Here is a 16,833-nt window from a genome sequence, read left to right as displayed (position 1 = left end):
CCTTGGGGAGCACCTGCCGATGTTCTTCCTGCCCGACTGGTCCACGATCCTGCAATTCGCGGTGGCGACGGTCGTGATCGCGATCACGCCGGGGCCGGACATGACCCTGTTCGTGGGCCGCGCCTTGAGTGACGGCAAGGGCGCGGGACTTGCCTGCATGGCGGGTGCGATGACGGGGATCGTGATCCATACGTCACTCGTGGCACTCGGCCTGTCCGCGCTGATCGTGGCCTCGCCGCAGGCGTTTCTGGTGCTCAAGATCGTGGGCGCGGGCTACCTGATCTGGCTGGCCTTCCAGGCTATCCGCCACGGCTCGGCGTTCTCGCCCGAGAAGATGGGGGCCAAGCGCACACGCTCGCTGTGGCAGAACTGGCTGACGGGGCTCGGCATCAATCTGATGAACCCGAAGATCATCCTGTTCTTCATGACGTTCCTGCCGCAATTCGTGTCGGCGCACGACCCGCATGCGCCTTCGAAGCTCTTCTTCCTCGGCCTGCTCTTCATCCCGCTGTCGCTGCCCATCGTGGTGCCGATGGTGCTGGCGGCCGACCGCTTCGCCGGGCTGTTGCGCAAAAGCCCGCGCGTGACGCGGGTGACGGACTATCTCTTCGCCGGCGTCTTCTCGGCCTTCGCGCTCAAGATCCTGACGGCGCAGGCGCGGTGAGGGTGTAGTGGGTGCGCATGGTGCGTGGATGGCGTTGGGTGATCCGGATGTGATCGCCCAGCTCGGCCAACTGGTTGAGTTCGCGCAAGACCAGCGCGTGTTCGACGCCTAGGAGCCGCGCGAAGGTGCGGGTGTCGTTTGCGATACCCATCCGGCTCGCGGTGACGATGCCGGCCTGCAAGGGCGTGAGGCGCGGATCTTGCGCCGTCAGCCTTTCGACAGCGACGAGAAACGCGTCGGCATCCGGCGCCTCTTCCGTCATGCCGCGGCAGCGGACACGTTGCGGGGGCGGAACGAGACCATCACGGATTTCGAGGTCGGCGTGTCGCTTTCCTCGCCCGCACTGCCCAAAGGCACGAGCACGTTGAGTTCCGGATAATAGCCGGCAATGCTGCCACGCGGGATGTCGTAGGGCACGAAGCGGAAATTCTTCGCGATCCGGCTCACGCCGTCACCGTGTTCGCCCACGACGTCCACCCGGTCACCGGCCTCGGCCTTGAGGGCCGCGAGGTCGTCGGGGTGGATGAAGATCACCTGCCGCTCGCCGTAGACGCCACGATAGCGGTCGTCGAGGCCATAGACCGTGGTGTTGTACTGGTCATGCGAGCGGAAGGTCTGCAGCGCGAAGCGGTTGCCGGTCTTGCTCGCTTCCTGGTGCACGGTTTCCTCCGGCAGGGGGCCGCTCGAGAAGGTCGCTTTGGCGGCGGGCGTGTTCCATTCGCGGTGGGCGGCACTGTTGCGCAGGTGGAAGCCGCGGGGCTTGCGCAAGCGCTTGTTGTAGTCCTCGAAGCCCGGAATGGTGCGCTCGATCAGGTCGCGGATGCGGTCATTGCTTTGCCCGAGTGCGGCCCAATCGACGGTCGCGCTGCCGAGCGTGGCTTGGGCGATGCCGGCGATGATCGCGACTTCCGACAGGAGATGCGGCGAAGCGGGGCGATTGATGCCGCCCGAGCCATGCACCATGCTCATCGAATCCTCGACGCTGACGAGTTGGGAAGCGCCGCTGGCGTTCACGTCCATCTCTGTGCGGCCGAGGCATGGCAGAAGGAAGCTCTTCTCGCCCGGCATCAGGTGGCCGTGATTGGGCTTGGTGGCGATGTGGACCGTGAGCTTCAGGCCTTGAAGCGCTTTTTCGACCAAAGCGCTGTCGGGTGTGGCGCGGGCGAAATTGCCGCCGAGACCGATGAAGGCCTGTGCCGTGCCGTCGAGCATGGCGCCGATGGCTGCCAGCACGTTGTGGCCGTTCGCGCGGGGCATCGGCACGCCGAATTCCTGTTCGAGCGCGTCGAGAAAGGCGGGTGCGGGCTTCTCATTGATGCCGACCGTGCGGTCGCCCTGCACGTTGGAATGGCCGCGAACGGGGCACAGGCCCGCACCGGGGCGGCCGATATTGCCGCGCAGGAGCATGAAATTGGTAATCTCGCGAATGGTCGCCACCGAATGCCGGTGCTGGGTGACGCCCATGGCCCAGGTGCAGATGACGCTCTCGGCGCCCATGTAGATGGCGGCGGCTTCCTCGATCTGCGCGCGTGAAAGGCCGGACTGGTCCTCGATCTCATCCCATGCGGTCGCTTCCACGGCCGCGCGATAGCTTTCGAAGCCGTGGCAGTGCTCGGCGATGAAGGGGTGGTCGAGAACGGAGGGCTTGCCGGCGGCGATTGCGGCGTCTTCCGCTGCGAACACCACTTTCGCCATGCCGCGCACCGCCGCCATGTCGCCGCCGAGACGTGGCTGGTAATAGTGGCTGGCGATGGTTTTCGAGCCGCCGCGGATCATCTCGACCTTGTCCTGCGGGTCGGAAAAGCGCTCCAGGCCCTTTTCGCGAACCGGGTTGAACACCGCGATGCGCGCCCCGCGCATGGCTGCGCGCTTGAGGTCGCCCAGCATGCGCGGATGGTTGGTGCCGGGATTCTGGCCGAGCACGAAGATGGCGTCGGCCTTTTCGAAATCTTCCAGGAGCACCGTGCCCTTGCCGACGCCGATTGCCTGGCGGAGCGCCACGCCGCTCGCCTCGTGGCACATGTTCGAGCAGTCGGGGAAATTGTTGGTGCCGTAAAGGCGCACGAAGAGCTGGTAGAGATAGGCGGCCTCGTTCGACGCGCGGCCCGAAGTGTAGAACTCGGCGCGGTTGGGGTCTCCCAAGCCTTGAAGTGTGGCGCCGATCTCGCTGAACGCCTCGTCCCACGACACGGGCAGATACCGATCGCTCGAAGCGTCATAGCGCATCGGGTGCGTGAGGCGGCCGTTGAGTTCGAGCTCGTAGTCGCTCTGCTTGCGCAACTCCGACACGGTGTGGGCGGCGAAGAAGGCGGGCGTGGCGCGCTTTTCGGTGGCTTCCCATGACACGGCCTTCACGCCGTTCTCGCAGAACTCGAATGAGGAGCCGTGTTCGGGATCGCCCCAAGCGCAGCCGGGGCAGTCGAAGCCGTCAGGTTGGTTGGCCTTCAGAAGCGTGCGCGCGCCGGCGAGCGGCGAACCGCTTTGCATCAGCCGCTTTCCGCAGCTCTTGAGCGCACCCCAGCCGCCGGCGGCAGCCGATTTCTTGCCGATGAAATTCGTGGACATGGGCTTGCAAAATCATGCAGCCCGCATCTGGGTCAAGCGGCCGGAAAACGTTGGTCGATAGATAAATTCTATCGAAGGCCGATCACGCCTCGCCGTGATTGGCGATCATCATGGCTTCCATGGCCAGACGATCGACTTTCCGCATGCGTTCCGATTCCGACTTGAGCTGGCCGCAGGCGGCGAGGATGTCGCGGCCGCGCGGCGTACGGATCGGCGAGGCATAGCCGGCCTCGTTGATGAAGTCGGCGAATTTCTCGATCGTTTCCCAGTCCGAGCACTCGTAGAATGTGCCAGGCCAGGGGTTGAACGGGATCAGGTTGATCTTGGCCGGAATGCCCCTGAGCAGCTTCACCATCTCGCGCGCATCGGCGAGGCTGTCGTTGACGCCCTTGAGCATGACGTATTCGAAGGTGATGCGGCGTGCGTTGGACAGGCCGGGATAGCGGCGGCAGGCGTCCATCAGGTCCTTGAGCGGCCACTTCTTGTTGATCGGCACCAGCACGTCGCGCAACTCGTCGCGCACGGCGTGGAGCGAAATCGCCAGCATCACGCCGATCTCTTCGCCGGTGCGCGCGATCTCGGGCACCACGCCGGAGGTCGAAAGCGTGATGCGGCGCTTGGACAGCGACAGACCTTCATTGTCGGACGCGATCAGGAGCGCCTGCTTGACGTGGTCGAAATTGTAGAGCGGCTCGCCCATGCCCATCATGACGATGTTGGAAACCTTGCGACCCTCGGCGGGAACGATGGCGCCGGCGGGCGTATCGCGCTCGGGGAAATCGCCCAGACGGTCGCGGGCGACCATCAGCTGGGCGAGGATTTCCTCGGCCGTCAGGTTGCGCACCAGCTTCTGCGTGCCGGTATGGCAGAAGGAGCAGTTGAGCGTGCAGCCGACCTGGGACGAGATGCAGAGCGTGCCGCGCCCTTCCTCGGGAATATAAACGGTTTCGATCTCGACGGGGCGGCCCGCGCCACGGGCGGGAAAGCGCATCAGCCACTTGCGCGTGCCGTCGTTCGAGATCTGCTCTTCGACGATCTCGGGGCGCGCGATGGTGAAGTGGCGGTCCAAGGTTTCGCGCAGGTCGCGCGAGATGTTGAGCATGTCGGCGAAATCCGACACACCGCGCACATAGAGCCAGTGCCAGAGCTGCTGCACGCGCATCCTGGCCTGCTTTTCAGGCACGCCGACGGCAACCAGCGCATCGGCCATTTCGGGGCGCGTGAGGCCGATCAGCGTGGGCTTTTCGGGCATCATGCCGGGAACGGGAGCAACGCGCGCGGGCGCTGGGGCGAGATCGAGCGAAAGGGTCATGGGCGATATATGGGAACGGAGTTCGCGCGGCTCAAAGGCCGAATGTCGGCGCGCCTATAGCATGGAGCGGCCGCCACGTCACCCGGTGCAAGCCTGACGCGGATCGGCTATGGGAGGCGCGCCGTTCTTCGAGGGGTTTTTCCATGGCTAAGCGTTTCGCACAGCTCGAGCCGCATCATCGCGATTTCATTGCGCGCCAGCATCTGTTCTTCACCGCATCCGCTGCGTCGGAGGGGCGCGTGAACGTGTCGCCGCGCGGCACGGACAGCTTTCGCGTGCTGTCCGACAATGCCGCCTTTTTTCTCGACCGCACGGGCAGCGGCAACGAGACGGCGGCGCATCTTCTGGCGGACGGACGGCTGACAATCATGTTCTGCGCCTTCGAAGGCCCGCCACTCATCCTGCGGCTTTACGGGCGGGGCCGCGTGATCGCGCGCGGGAGCGCGGAATATGGGGACTTGCTTGCCGAGCATTTCGGCGGTGAGGAGCCGCTCGGCGCGCGGCAGATGACGCGCATCGATTTCGACCTCGTGCAGACCTCGTGCGGCTATGGCGTGCCCTTGCTCGATTATCGCGACGAGCGCCCGCAGATGGACGGCTGGGCCAAGGCAAAGGGGCCGGACGGGATCCGGGATTATTGGGCGGAAAAGAACCTGGTGAGCATGGACGGTCTGCCGACGGGGCTGCTCGAAGCCTGACCCGCAGCCGGACTTCAGAGCGGGCGGCGATGCGACTTTGGTCCAAGGCGCAGGAGGCCGGCGTGTGATATTTCCTGGGGTCACGGCGCATCCGTTCGAACCCAAGGAGCAGTTCCATGGCATCGGCACTCACGATCAAGGCAATGGCGGCCAGCGCAGTGGTCGCCGCCTGTCTGGCAGCGGCCCCCGTTTGGGCGGCGGGCGAGAGCAGCAATCCCGTTCCCACCTGCAAGAAGGGCGAGGTCTACGACCAAAAGGCCAAAAAGTGCGTCAAGAAGACGAGCGAGGCGCTGACGGACGAGGATCGCACCGCGACCGCCTATGCGCTGGCCAAAGCCGAGCGCTACACGGAGGCGCTCGATATTCTGGATACGCTCAAGCAACCGCGCACGGCGGAAGCGCTGAACTATCGCGGTTATGCGACGCGCAAGCTGGGACGCACGGAAGAGGGGATCGGGTACTACAAGCAATCCGTCTCGCTCGCGCCGCGCTATGCCAAGGTCAGGGAGTATCTCGGCGAGGCTTATGTGATCCAGGGCAAGATGGATCAGGCGCGTGAGCAATTGAGGGTGATCGAGACGATCTGCGGGAAGGGTTGCGAGGAGTATCGGGATCTGGCGGAGGCGGTCGAGGGGAAGGGGGGCGAGGGGAAGGGGGGCGAGGGCTGAGGATGTTTGCCTGAAGGGTTCGTGGGGTCACGCTTCCACCTACCCTCAGCCTGCCGCAATCTCTCGCCCTCGTTTGCCGACGAAACGCAAAGTCCGTCTTTACCCAGCGCGCTTCATCGCAAATCCGCCCTTGAAATCCACGGCCCCCGCGCGCACCTTGGGCCCTTCGGATGAGACAGGTTGCGACAGCGGCATGACGGATCGAAGCGTGGTTGGGGAAAACGGAGACGAGAATTCGACGCTCGTTCCCTTCAGTGAACTCAACCGCCGCAGGCTCCAGCTTCCCGTCACCTTCCACCGCCGCGAGCTCGACCTGATCCTGCGCGTCTACGGGCGGATGGTGGCCGCGAACGAATGGCGCGATTATGCGATCGACCATTTGAGCGACCATGCGGTGTTCTCGGTTTTTCGCCGCACCAGCGAGACGCCGCTGTTTCGGATCGTCAAGGACCCGCGTCTCGCGCGCAAGCAGGGCGCTTATTCGGTGGTGTCTGCCAATGGCGTGACGCTCAAGCGCGGGCAAGAGCTGGATCGGGTGCTTTCGGTGTTCGACAAGGCGCTGAAGGTCGTCGGCGCCTAATCGGGCAGCGTCGTCTTTCCGCCGTTCAGCGCGCGCTGCATGATGGCGGTATCGAGCCAGCGCCCATGCTTGAAGCCTGAGCCTTCGATCACGCCCGACGGCTTGAAGCCGAGCCTGGCATGCAGGATCACCGAGGGGCTCTTTTCGTGGCCGTCGCCGATCACCGCCAGGATCTGCCGATAGCCGCGCCTTTCGCAGGCTTCGATCAAGCGTTCGAGCAGCAGTTTCCCCAAGCCCCGCCCCTTGGAATCCGGCGCGACATAGATCGAATCCTCCACCGTGAACCTGTAGGCGGGACGCGGGCGGAAGGGGCCGGCATAGGCATAGGCCAGGACGCGACCTTGGTCTTCCGCGACAAGGTAGGGATGCTTCGAAACGGCGAGCGCCTCGAAGCGCCGCATCATCTCCCAGGCGGTCGGCGGCTCGAGCTCGTAGGTCGCCGTGCCATGGAGCACCGCATCGCGGTAGATTTCGGTGATCGCGGGGATGTCGTCGGGCCGGGCGCTACGGATCTGGGTCATGGTTCATGCCAAACAAAAAGGGCGGTCCGTTTCCGAACCGCCCCTTTCGCTATCACGATTTCAACCAGTTCGTTGTGCCGCAATTCCGGACGCAAAACCGCACGGCACTTTTGCTGGAATTGCTCTCAGTTCCGGTTGTTGCCCATGAACTGGAGCAGGAACATGAAGAGGTTGATGAAGTCGAGGTAAAGGGTCAGCGCGCCCATGATGGCCTTGCGGCCGGCGACCAGAACGTCGTCGCCTTCCCAGTACATCTCCTTGATCTTCTGCGTGTCGTAGGCGGTGAGGCCCGCGAAAACGAGCACGCCGATCGCCGAAATGGCGAACTGGAGCGCCGACGACTGCAGGAAGATGTTGACCAGCATCGCGATGACGAGGCCGAACACGCCCATCACCAGGAACGAGCCCATCGCGGTCAGGTCACGGCGCGTCGTGTAGCCGTAGAGCGAGAGCGCGCCGAAGGCGGCGGCCGTGATGAAGAAGGTGCGCGTGATCGAGGTGCCCGTGTAGACGAGGAACACAGTGGACAGCGACAGGCCCACGAGCGCCGCATAGACCCAGAAGGTCGTCTGGGCCGCGGCCACGCTCATCTTGTGGATGCGGAAGGACAGAAACAGCACCATGGCGAGCGGGGCGAGGATCACCACCCAGCGGAAGCCGCTGAGATAGATCAACTGGCCGAACTGGGTGAGTTCGCCGGCCGGCGTCACCGCCGCGCTGAACGCGCCATAGGCCGCGAGGCCCGTGATGGCGAGGCCCAGCGCCATGAGGTTGTAGACCTTGAGCATATAGGCCCGGAGGCCCTGGTCGATGGCCGCATCCGCCCGGGCACCGATGCCCGCCGCGCGCGGCTGGTAGTTGCGAATGGGATCAGCCATTGCCTGAAATCCTCTTGCTATGCCGTCCCGTCGGGGTCGGAGAGCGGATCACCGCCCGGATCACCGCTCCCAGGCGCCGCTGGCGGGACTCCAGCATGCCTGAGACATAATATGAGAGGGTTGGGCGGTTTCAACAAGTCCCTCTCGAAAGGCGAAAAGTGCCGCGATTGCGCGAGGTTAAAGTGTTCGCAACGAGCTAGAGTGTTCGCAACACCGGCGCCGCCTTCTGCCCCAGCACCCGCCATGTGCCGATGAGCCCGAAGCCCACGGTCAGCACCAGCGAAAGCGCTATGGTGGAGAACGCCACTTGCGGCAGGAAGCTCGCTGAAAGCTTCATCACCTGCGAAAGCACATACCAGGAGGCCACCCCGCCGGCGAACAGCGCGAAGACCGCGGTCGCCAGGCCGATCAGCATGTATTCGAGCGAAAAGGCCCGGATCAGCAGCGCGCGGGTGGCGCCCAGCGTCTTCAACACCACCGCATCATGCGTACGCGCCCGGTTGCCCGCCGCGAGCGCGCCGCCCAACACGAGCACGGACGCGACGAGCGCCACGAGGGCCGCCGCGCGGATCGCCGTGCCGATCTGGCCGATGAGCTCGTTGATGAGGTTGAGTGCGTCCGCGATGCGCACGGATGACACGGCCGGATAGGTGCGGGTGACGCCGTTCAGGAGCCGCGCCTGGTCATCCGCGCTCGCATTCGGCCAGGCGAGCGTCGCCAGCCAGGAATGGGGCGCGCCCGCGAACGTGTTGGGCGAGAACACCATCACGAAATTGATGCCCATCGATTCCCACTCGACATTGCGCAGATTGGCGATCTTCGCGGTGATGTCGCGGCCGAGCACGTTGACGGTGACCGTGTCGCCCACCTTCAAGCCGATCTCGCCGGCTTCTTCCGCCGAGAACGACACCAGCGGCTCGCCAGCATAGTCGGGGTCCCACCATTCGCCCGCCGTCAGCGTGGAATTGGACGGCATGTTGCGCGCATAAGTCAGGCCACGGTCGCCGCGCAGCACCCAGGCGCCTTCGGGCGGCACGTTGACCTTTTGCGTATCCACGCCGTTCAACCTGGTGATGCGCCCGCGCAGCATCGGCACGCGCACGAGCTTGGCACCGGGAGCCTCCTGTTCGATATAGGACTGGAAGGCGTCGGCCTCGGCACTCTGGATATCGACGAAGAAGAAGTCGGGCGCGTCCGCCGGCAGGTTGTTGGAAATCTGGTTGCGCAGGTTTCCATCGATCAAGGCGAGGGTGACCAGAAGCGTCAGCCCCAGCCCAAGCGAGAGCACCACGGAGGGCGTCAGTGCGCCGGGACGGTGGATGTTGCCGACGGCCAGCCGCATCGCGGTCGAGCGTGAATGGGGCGCGCGGCGCGCGGTCCATTGCACCAGCCAGCCGACGCCGCGCAAGACCAGAAACGAGAACAGCATCGCGCCGACGAAAGTGAGGGCGATCCGCCGCTCGCCCGCCGAAAAGATCGCGAGAACGCCCAAGAGAACGGCCAGCGTGCCGGCCGACAGCGTATAGGGCCAGCGCGGCCAGCCCTGCGCCTCGAAGCCCTGTTCGCGAAAAAGGGCGGTCGCCGGCACGTCGCGCGCGCGGCCCAATGGGAGCAGCGCGAAGACCAGCGTGACGATGAAGCCGAACAGAACGGCCAAGCCCAGCGCGCCCGGATAGAAGCCGACTTCCGTGGGCAGGGGCAGAACCGAGCGCAGGGCCATGTTCGCCGCAAACGGCATCAGCGCGCCGACGACGAGACCGCCTGCGATGCCGATGGCGGCGACGAGCAGGATCTGGAACAGGTAAAGCCCGAACACGAAGCCGCCGGAGGCACCGAGGCTCTTGAATGTCGCGATCACGGCGCGCTTAGCATCGAGATAAGCGCGCACGGCATTCGCCACGCCGACACCGCCGACCACGAGCGCAGTGAGCCCCACAAGCGTCAGGAACTGGCTGAAACGCTCCACATTGGCCGAGATCGCAGGTGCCGCGTTGAAGCGGGTGCGGATGCTCCATCCGGCTTCCGGGTGCTCGGCCGAAGCGCGCTCGCGCACTGTGGCGATGGCGCTTTCCGTGGGCTCGTCCGTCATGCGCAGCTTGTAGACGTGCTCGACGAGGCTGCCCGGCTGCACGAGGCCCGACGCGTTCAGCGCGCCCAGCGCGGTGAGCAGGCGGGGCGCGAAGGCGAAGCCGTCGGAAAGGGCATCGGGCTCGTAGTCGAGCCGCGCGCGCAGTTCGATCAGCGCACCGCCGACGCGCAGCCGGTCGCCGAGCTTGAGGTTCAGCCGGTCGAGAAGTAATTGCGGGGCGGCCGCACCCCAGACGCCGTCGCGCTCGGCGAAAAGGTCGGCGATCGGCTCGGATGGCGACAGCGTGAGCGCACCGAACATCGGATAAAGGGCCGGATCGACCGCCTTGACCTGCACCAAAGTCTGGTTGGTCTCGTCCTCGGTTCGCGCCATGGCCCGCATATTGGCGCTTTCGGCGATCGTGCCGAAGCTCTTCAAAAAGCCGAGTTCGGCGTCGGTCGCAGTGCGCTGGTTCAGCTCGAAGCGCATATCGGCGCCGAGCAGCGTCTGGCCCTCCGCCGCCACACCCGCTTCGATGGCGCGCGCCACTGAGTTCACGCCGCCGATGGCCGCCACGCCCAGCGCGATGCAGGCGATGAAGATCCAGAAGCCCGACAAGCCGCCGCGCATCTCGCGCAGCGCGAAGCGGACGGCGAGTTTCGCCTGAGCCGGTTTTGTTTGAGCCAGTTTTGTCTGGGACGAAGAAGAGCGAGACACCGAAGAGAGCGCCATCAGGCCACGGCCATCGCGGCTTCAACGCTTTCGATGCGGCCCGAACGCATCGCGACCTGCCGCGTGCAGCGCGCGGCAAGCGACGGATCGTGGGTGACGAGCACGAGCGTCATGTTGCGCTCGGCGGCGGTGCGGAAAAGGAGGTCGGCCACCTGACGGCCCGTCGCCCCATCGAGGTTGCCGGTCGGCTCGTCGGCGATCAGGAGGCGCGGGCTCGGGGCGAGCGCGCGGGCAATCGCCACGCGCTGCTGCTCGCCGCCCGACAATTCGCCCGGGTAATGCGTGACGCGCTCGGCCAGGCCGACGGATGCAAGCTCCGCGCGGGCGCGTTCGAAGGCGTTCCGGTGGCCCGCGAGCTCCAGCGGCACCGCGACGTTCTCGAGCGCGGTCATGTTGGGGATCAGGTGGAAGGACTGGAAGACGATGCCGACATTCTGGCCGCGAAAGGCTGCGACCTGATCCTCGGAGCGCCCCGAAATATCCTCGCCCGCGATGCGGACCGTGCCGGAATCGACCCGTTCGAGCCCTGCCACCACCATCAGAAGCGTCGACTTGCCCGAGCCCGAGGGCCCGACGATGCCGAGGATCTCGCCGCCCTTCACGGACAGGTCCACGCCCTTCAAGACATGGACCTTGGAGGCGGCGGACCCAAGCGTCAGCGATACGTTCACAAGTTCGATGACGGCTTCTGTCACGGGCAGGCGCACCTATATGCGGAGAACGAGGCCCCGCAGATATGGGTGAAACAGCATGGCATTCAAAGGACCGGCGCGGCATTTCCGCAATCTTGCGGCCGCACTTCTGATCACGGCTACGACATCGGTGGCAGCACAGGCAGAACCCGCGCGCATCGTCGGCTTCGGCGACAGCCTGATGGCGGGCTATGGGCTTGCTGTCGGCGAGGGCTTCACCGACAGATTGCAGGCGGCCCTGCGCGCCAAGGGCCATCAGGTGGAGGTGCGCAATGCCGGCGTGTCGGGCGACACCACGAGCGGCGGGCTTGCGCGCCTGGACTGGTCGATCCCCGATGGCACGGATTTCGTGATCCTCGAATTCGGCGCGAACGACATGCTGCGCGGCATTGCGCCATCGATCGTCGAAAAGAACCTCGACGCGATGTTGAGCCGCCTGAAGGCGCGCAACATCAAGGTGCTGCTCGCTGGGATGCGCGCGGCCCCGAACATGGGCCCCAATTACGTGTCGCAGTTCGAGGGCATCTACCCGCGGTTGGCCCAAAAATACGATGTGCCGCTTTATCCCTTCTTCCTCAACGGGTTGGTGATCGACGGCAAGCGTGCGGGCGCCGAATATTTCCTTCAGGACAACATGCATCCGAGCGCCAAGGGCGTGGACCGCATGGTCGAGGATGCGCTTCCTCTTGTGGAAAACCTGCTCGGCAAGCCTGGCGCATCCTGACTGCGCTCTAAATCACCTGTGGGTTCCCTGTGCATTGCAACAAAGATGGGCTTGCCCATGTGGACCCACGGTGATTCCCTCATGAGCGAGGGGCACCCACCGGGTTCCTGATCGAGGAGACGCCAGCATGCCGCGCCTTTTCACTGCCCTCGAAATTCCCCGCGATGCGAGCCTGTCGCTCTCGCTCCTGCGCGGCGGCCTCCACGGTGCGCGATGGATCGACGTGGAGAACTACCACCTGACGCTCCGCTTCTTCGGCGATATCGAAAACCATCTGGCCGACGAACTGGCCAATGCGCTCGACCGGGTGAACCGTCCCGGCTTCTCGCTCAGCCTGTCGGGCGTGGGTGCCTTCGGGGGCAAGAAGCCCCATTCGGTCTATGCGGCGGTGGCACCGTCGCCCGAGCTCAACGCGCTGCAAGCCGAGGTCGAGCGCATCGGGCAGCGCCTGGGCCTGCCGGCGGATGCGCGGCGCTTCGTGCCGCATGTGACGCTCGCGCGGCTGCGCAACACAGCACCCCTCGATGTGGCGCACTACCTTTCGGCACGCGGCAACTTTTCCGCAGCCCCCTTTTCCGTGGGCCGCTTCGTGTTAATGTCCTCACGCGATTCCGTGGGCGGCGGGCCTTATGTGGTCGAGGAAGCCTGGCCGCTCGGCACCGGCGATCACCGCCGCGCGGCGGTGGACTGGAGTGCGGCAGCCGCCTGGCGCTCGTTCTGAGGTTTCCCAGGCTGAAATCGGGTTCACCACGATATGATGGGCTGCACGATTGCCTGCGGCCCGGTTCAGGCAGATGATCGCGCTCAGACAACGGCTGTCTGAGATCCGAGCGAGCAGGCAGCGGAACCCGTTTGGGGGAGGGCGTCCGATGCCACGCGAGCCGATGGATGCGGTGGCGGTTTCAGCCGCCTTGGCGGAGACCCAAGGCTGGGCGCTGAGTGCCGATGGCAAAAGCATCACCCGCACCTTCCGCTTTCCGTCCTTCGGCGACGCCTTCGCCTTCATGACCCGCACCGCGCTCGAGGCCGAGGACATCGACCACCATCCCGGCTGGTTCAATTCCTTCCGCACGGTCGAGGTCACTCTTTCCACCCATGTCGCCAAGGGTCTGACCGCGCTCGACTTCCGGCTCGCCCAGGCGATGAACCGCTTCGCCCATGAGGGCGACGCCGCTTCTTGAACCCGCGTTCGACGCCACCACATTTCGCCCGAGGTTCAGGAGGCCTCGGAGAAGACATGGCGAAGATCCCCCATCTGCCCTTTCGGTCGAAGCCCGTTTCGCGCGAAGACTTCTGGCGCACGGTGAAGCGCGCGGTGCGGCACATCCCGTTTATCGAGGAGGTGGTGGCAGCCTATTACTGCGCCATGGACCGCAAGACGCCGTTGCGTGCCAAGGGCATCATCTTCGGCGCGCTCGCCTATTTCATCATGCCGGCCGATGCGATTCCCGACATTCTGGTGCTTGTCGGTTTCACCGACGACATCGCGGTGCTGACGGCGGCCATCGCCACCGTTCGCGCCCACATCACCCCGGCCCACCGTCTGGCGGCGAAGGAAGCGCTCGCCGACAATGACGTGGTCGTGAGCTGACGTTCAGTCTTGGGCACCCGCCCAACTCTCGCCTTAGTCGTCCCATCCAAAATCGATCCCGTGAAGGGCGCCGCGAACGGCAACAGGCCCTGAGCGGGATTTTTCGTGATCGATCAGTCCCGTTCAGCCCCGATGAGAGCCGAAAGCCGCCCTTTCGCGTCACTTTCGGGCGAGGGGTTCACCCTTTGGTAAGCCCGAATATTTCAAATTGGAGCCAAACGGGCAGGCGCGAAAGCGGCGAACCCGCTCAATGGCTTTCGCCAATGGTGTAAAGGGTAGGATGAACATGCGCGGATGGATTGCAGCTTCGGTCGCAGTGGTGATGACGGCGACGGCGGCCCCGGCACTCGCGCAGTCGGCCACCAAGATCGGCCAGCACAATGCCTGGGGCACCTATTCCTACCAGTCAGGCAACGGCAAGGTCTGCTATGTGCTGACCGTTCCCACCGAAAAGCAGCCAGCGACCCTCGACCATGGCGACATCTTCTTCTTCGTGAGCCAGCGCCCCGGTGCGAAGCCCACCTATGAGCCGCAATTCATCGCGTCCTACGACCTGCAGGCCAATTCCAAGGTGCAGGTGACGGTGGGGCCCAAGACCTTCTCCATGTTCACCAAGGGCAAGTCGGCCTGGGTCGAGAACGCGGCGGAAGAGCCCGCGCTGATCGCTGCCATGCGCTCGGGCCAGGACATGAAGATCGCCGCCAAGTCCGGCCGCGGCAATCCGACCAGCTACACCTTCTCGCTGGCCGGCATCTCGGCGGCACTGGGTTCCATCGCCACCTGTAAATGAAGCGAGTGACGCGGTTGCGGCGGTTTCGGTGAGCGGAGCCGCTGCGTGCTGACGGGGTTCGACGCCGCTGGCTTTGTCCCCGTAGCCGCGATCTTCGTTTTCGCCGGTCTCGTCAAAGGCGTGACCGGCATGGGCCTGCCGACCGTCGCGGTCGCCCTTCTCAGCCTCCTGATGACGCCGGTCGCCGCTGCCGGCCTCCTGCTCGTTCCGTCCTTCGTCACGAATATCTGGCAGCTTTTCGCCGGTCCTGCCTTTGGTCTGCTCGTCAGGCGGCTCTGGCCGATGATGGGGACGATCGTGCTCGGTACCGTGCCGGGTGCGGCCCTTCTGGCGAGTGGAGACACGGCTCTCACCACCTCGGCTTTGGGTGCGGCGCTCTTTCTTTACGCCGCGCTCGCGCTTCTTGCCCGGCCCTTCACGGTGCCGAACGCGTTCGAGCCGTGGCTCTCGCCGCTGGTTGGCCTCGTCACGGGCATCGTGACGGGCGCGACGGGTGTCTTCGTGATCCCGGCCGTGCCCTATCTCCAGTCGCTCGGGCTTTCCAAGGACGACCTCGTTCAGGCATTGGGCCTGTCCTTCACGGTTTCCACGATCGCGCTGGCGTTCGGTCTCGTCTGGCAGGGTGCCTTGCCCTCGGGCCATCTCGGAATTTCGCTTTTGGCGGTGCCGCCGGCTCTGCTCGGCATGTGGGCGGGACAGGTGATCCGCAACCGCATCAGCCCGGCGCTGTTTCGCCGGTGCTTTCTGGTAGGGCTGCTGATTCTTGGTGCGGAAATGGCGCTGCGGGGTTGGATTTGAGGGGCTGGGAAAGCGGAGACGCTGCCGCAAAACTTAGTCGCCCTCCCGCAACGCGAGCGCCGCTGCCACCGGTCCCACCACGCCCAGAAACAGCGTCGAAGCGCATAGCAGCAGGAAGGGCGGCCAGAAGGCATCCGTTCCCGCGCCATAGGCCGCGCTGACGCCGAAGATCAGCGTCGGGATCACGAAAGGCAGGATCAGCACCGAAACCAGCACGCCGCCGCGCGGCAGTGCCACGGCGACCGCCGCGCCTGCCACGCCGACGAGGCTCAAGGCAGGCGTGCCGACAAGCAAGGTCAGCGCCACGGCGAGGCTCGCGGTCCAGTCGGTGTTCACCAGCACCCCGAACACGGGGGCCGCGATCACGATCGGCAAGAGGCTCGCCGTCCAGTGCGCCAGCCCCTTGGCGAGGGCCGTCAGCACCAGCGACAGGAAATCGCTTCCGCCGACGATCGCATCGAGCGAGCCATCCTCGCGGTCACCGGCAAAGATGCGGTCGAGCCCGAGCAGGCCCGCGAGCAGCGCCCCGATCCACAGGATCGCGGGCCCCAGCCGTCCGAGCAGCGCCATGTCGGGCCCGAGCGCGAACGGCATCACCGCGATCACGGCGAGAAAGAACAGGAGCCCCGTCAGCGCACCGCCGCCGGCGCGCAGGGCGATCAGGAGGTCCCGAAAATAGATGGCGCTCACGAGAGCGCCCCAAGCCGGAGCGTGCGCGCGCCGCTGATCCCGAGACTGCCATGCACGGCTGCGAGCGCCAGTCCGCCATGCGCCATGTGCCGCGCGATCAATCCTGAAAAGCTTTGCTCGGCCGCCGCATCCAGCCCCAGCACCGGCTCGTCCAGAATCCAGAGCGGCCGATATTCGAGCAACAGCCGCGACAGGGCCACGCGCCGCTTCTGGCCCGTGGACAGCACGCCGAAGGGCAAGGGCGCGGTGGCTTCGAGCCCCACCGCCTCGAGCGCCTCTTCCACGCTCGCGCCCTCGCCGATGCGCTCGGTGGCGCCTGCCTGGAACCGCTTCCAGAAGCGCAGGTTCTCAGCCACCGTCAGCGTGCTCTTCATGCCGTTCAGGCTCGACACGAAATGCGAGATATCACCCAGCCGCAGGCCGTTTTCGACACCGATGCGTCCCTCGAAGGGTGCGAGAAGCCCGGCCGCGATGCGGAGCAGCGTCGTCTTGCCCACCCCGTTCGGCCCCACCACTTCCATCGCCTCGCCGGGCCTGAGCGTGAAGCTCAGGCCCTCGAACAGCGTCTGGCCGCCCCGCGCTCCGGCAAGTCCGTCTGCAACCAGTTCCACCACGCCCAAATTCCCTGGCTGCGACGTTCAAAACTTGAGGCTGTTATGAACCAAGAACACGCCTTGTGCCGCCCGTAGCGGTGCACCGGACAAGTCCGGCGACGCCCTCCGGCGGTTCGAAACGGACGGCTCGAAGGGTCGGAAGAGCGAAGCCATCCGCGTCGGCGGCGAGTGCGGCCAAGGCCACCAGCCTTGGCCGCACTCGCCTTCTCGCGGTCTGATCTTCGCTGTTCCGACACAAGACGTGTTCT

General features: G+C 65.3%; 19 protein-coding genes. 10 read left to right on the top strand and 9 right to left on the bottom strand.

Annotation, left to right across the window (positions count from 1 at the left end):
- The first annotated feature begins 19 nt into the window (after positions 1–19).
- Positions 20–664, top strand: coding sequence for a LysE family translocator (locus NGM99_RS03460; protein WP_252816031.1), 645 nt, complete (start codon positions 20–22; stop codon positions 662–664).
- On the opposite strand, the gene NGM99_RS03455 is transcribed toward NGM99_RS03460, so the two are convergent.
- The 3 genes from NGM99_RS03455 to rlmN form a co-directional block, all read right to left on the bottom strand.
- Complete coding sequence (locus tag NGM99_RS03455) at positions 636–926, bottom strand: hypothetical protein (protein WP_252816029.1); 291 nt, start codon at positions 924–926, stop codon at positions 636–638. The two genes, NGM99_RS03460 and NGM99_RS03455, sit on opposite strands and share 29 nt — an antisense overlap.
- Positions 923–3,229, bottom strand: coding sequence for an FdhF/YdeP family oxidoreductase (locus NGM99_RS03450; RefSeq protein ID WP_252816026.1), 2,307 nt, complete (start codon positions 3,227–3,229; stop codon positions 923–925). The genes NGM99_RS03455 and NGM99_RS03450 overlap by 4 nt, the downstream gene beginning before the upstream one ends.
- A gap of 82 nt (positions 3,230–3,311) precedes the next feature.
- On the bottom strand, positions 3,312–4,541 hold the full coding sequence (gene rlmN, locus NGM99_RS03445; protein WP_435371383.1) for a dual-specificity RNA methyltransferase RlmN: 1,230 nt from the start codon (positions 4,539–4,541) through the stop codon (positions 3,312–3,314).
- A gap of 143 nt (positions 4,542–4,684) precedes the next feature.
- Between rlmN and NGM99_RS03440 the strand changes: the two genes are divergently transcribed.
- From NGM99_RS03440 to NGM99_RS03430, 3 genes are all read left to right on the top strand, one after another.
- Complete coding sequence (locus NGM99_RS03440) at positions 4,685–5,239, top strand: pyridoxamine 5'-phosphate oxidase family protein (RefSeq protein WP_252816024.1); 555 nt, start codon at positions 4,685–4,687, stop codon at positions 5,237–5,239.
- Between the two features lie 116 nt (positions 5,240–5,355).
- Positions 5,356–5,907, top strand: a complete 552-nt coding sequence (locus NGM99_RS03435) for a tetratricopeptide repeat protein (RefSeq protein ID WP_252816022.1) — start codon at positions 5,356–5,358, stop codon at positions 5,905–5,907.
- Positions 5,908–6,100: 193 nt separating this feature from the next.
- Positions 6,101–6,487 (top strand): DUF2794 domain-containing protein, encoded by a 387-nt coding sequence (locus tag NGM99_RS03430; protein ID WP_252816021.1) that lies wholly within the window; start codon positions 6,101–6,103, stop codon positions 6,485–6,487.
- Here the strand turns inward: NGM99_RS03430 and NGM99_RS03425 are convergent.
- From NGM99_RS03425 to NGM99_RS03410, 4 genes are all read right to left on the bottom strand, one after another.
- A complete protein-coding gene (locus NGM99_RS03425; RefSeq protein WP_252816019.1) occupies positions 6,484–7,008 on the bottom strand; it encodes a GNAT family N-acetyltransferase in 525 nt (174 codons plus the stop codon). The genes NGM99_RS03430 and NGM99_RS03425 overlap by 4 nt on opposite strands.
- A 125-nt stretch (positions 7,009–7,133) precedes the next feature.
- Complete coding sequence (locus NGM99_RS03420) at positions 7,134–7,886, bottom strand: Bax inhibitor-1/YccA family protein (RefSeq protein WP_252816017.1); 753 nt, start codon at positions 7,884–7,886, stop codon at positions 7,134–7,136.
- A 196-nt stretch (positions 7,887–8,082) separates the two neighbouring features.
- Positions 8,083–10,584 carry an ABC transporter permease gene (locus tag NGM99_RS03415; protein ID WP_252816887.1) on the bottom strand — a complete coding sequence of 834 codons (2,502 nt, stop codon included), beginning with the start codon at positions 10,582–10,584 and terminating at the stop codon, positions 8,083–8,085.
- A gap of 101 nt (positions 10,585–10,685) precedes the next feature.
- Positions 10,686–11,381, bottom strand: a complete 696-nt coding sequence (locus tag NGM99_RS03410; protein WP_252816015.1) for an ABC transporter ATP-binding protein — start codon at positions 11,379–11,381, stop codon at positions 10,686–10,688.
- A gap of 55 nt (positions 11,382–11,436) precedes the next feature.
- On the opposite strand from NGM99_RS03410, the gene NGM99_RS03405 reads away from it, so the two are divergent.
- The 6 genes from NGM99_RS03405 (at position 11,437) to NGM99_RS03380 (ending at position 15,281) form a co-directional block, all read left to right on the top strand.
- Positions 11,437–12,102 (top strand): arylesterase, encoded by a 666-nt coding sequence (locus NGM99_RS03405; protein WP_252816013.1) that lies wholly within the window; start codon positions 11,437–11,439, stop codon positions 12,100–12,102.
- Between the two features lie 127 nt (positions 12,103–12,229).
- The gene (gene thpR, locus NGM99_RS03400; RefSeq protein ID WP_252816011.1) at positions 12,230–12,823 is read left to right on the top strand and encodes an RNA 2',3'-cyclic phosphodiesterase; all 594 of its coding nucleotides are present in this window, start codon (positions 12,230–12,232) and stop codon (positions 12,821–12,823) included.
- A 148-nt stretch (positions 12,824–12,971) separates the two neighbouring features.
- A complete protein-coding gene (locus tag NGM99_RS03395) occupies positions 12,972–13,283 on the top strand; it encodes a 4a-hydroxytetrahydrobiopterin dehydratase (protein WP_252816010.1) in 312 nt (103 codons plus the stop codon).
- A gap of 56 nt (positions 13,284–13,339) precedes the next feature.
- Positions 13,340–13,693, top strand: a complete 354-nt coding sequence (locus NGM99_RS03390) for a YkvA family protein (protein WP_252816008.1) — start codon at positions 13,340–13,342, stop codon at positions 13,691–13,693.
- 286 nt (positions 13,694–13,979) lie between these two features.
- Positions 13,980–14,483 (top strand): invasion associated locus B family protein, encoded by a 504-nt coding sequence (locus NGM99_RS03385; protein ID WP_252816006.1) that lies wholly within the window; start codon positions 13,980–13,982, stop codon positions 14,481–14,483.
- A gap of 48 nt (positions 14,484–14,531) precedes the next feature.
- Positions 14,532–15,281, top strand: a complete 750-nt coding sequence (locus NGM99_RS03380; RefSeq protein WP_289852347.1) for a sulfite exporter TauE/SafE family protein — start codon at positions 14,532–14,534, stop codon at positions 15,279–15,281.
- 33 nt (positions 15,282–15,314) lie between these two features.
- On the opposite strand, the gene ccmB is transcribed toward NGM99_RS03380, so the two are convergent.
- Both ccmB and ccmA read right to left on the bottom strand, forming a co-directional pair.
- Positions 15,315–15,971, bottom strand: coding sequence for a heme exporter protein CcmB (ccmB, locus tag NGM99_RS03375; RefSeq protein ID WP_252816004.1), 657 nt, complete (start codon positions 15,969–15,971; stop codon positions 15,315–15,317).
- Positions 15,968–16,585 carry a heme ABC exporter ATP-binding protein CcmA gene (ccmA, locus tag NGM99_RS03370; RefSeq protein WP_353937368.1) on the bottom strand — a complete coding sequence of 206 codons (618 nt, stop codon included), beginning with the start codon at positions 16,583–16,585 and terminating at the stop codon, positions 15,968–15,970. Before ccmA ends, ccmB begins: the two co-directional genes overlap by 4 nt.
- Positions 16,586–16,833: the final 248 nt, after the last annotated feature.

The organism is Mesorhizobium liriopis (genome assembly GCF_024053505.1).
Classification (GTDB): domain Bacteria; phylum Pseudomonadota; class Alphaproteobacteria; order Rhizobiales; family Rhizobiaceae; genus Mesorhizobium_B; species Mesorhizobium_B liriopis.
Note: the sequence above shows the minus strand (reverse complement) of the source record. Positions and strands in the feature narration are given on the sequence as shown.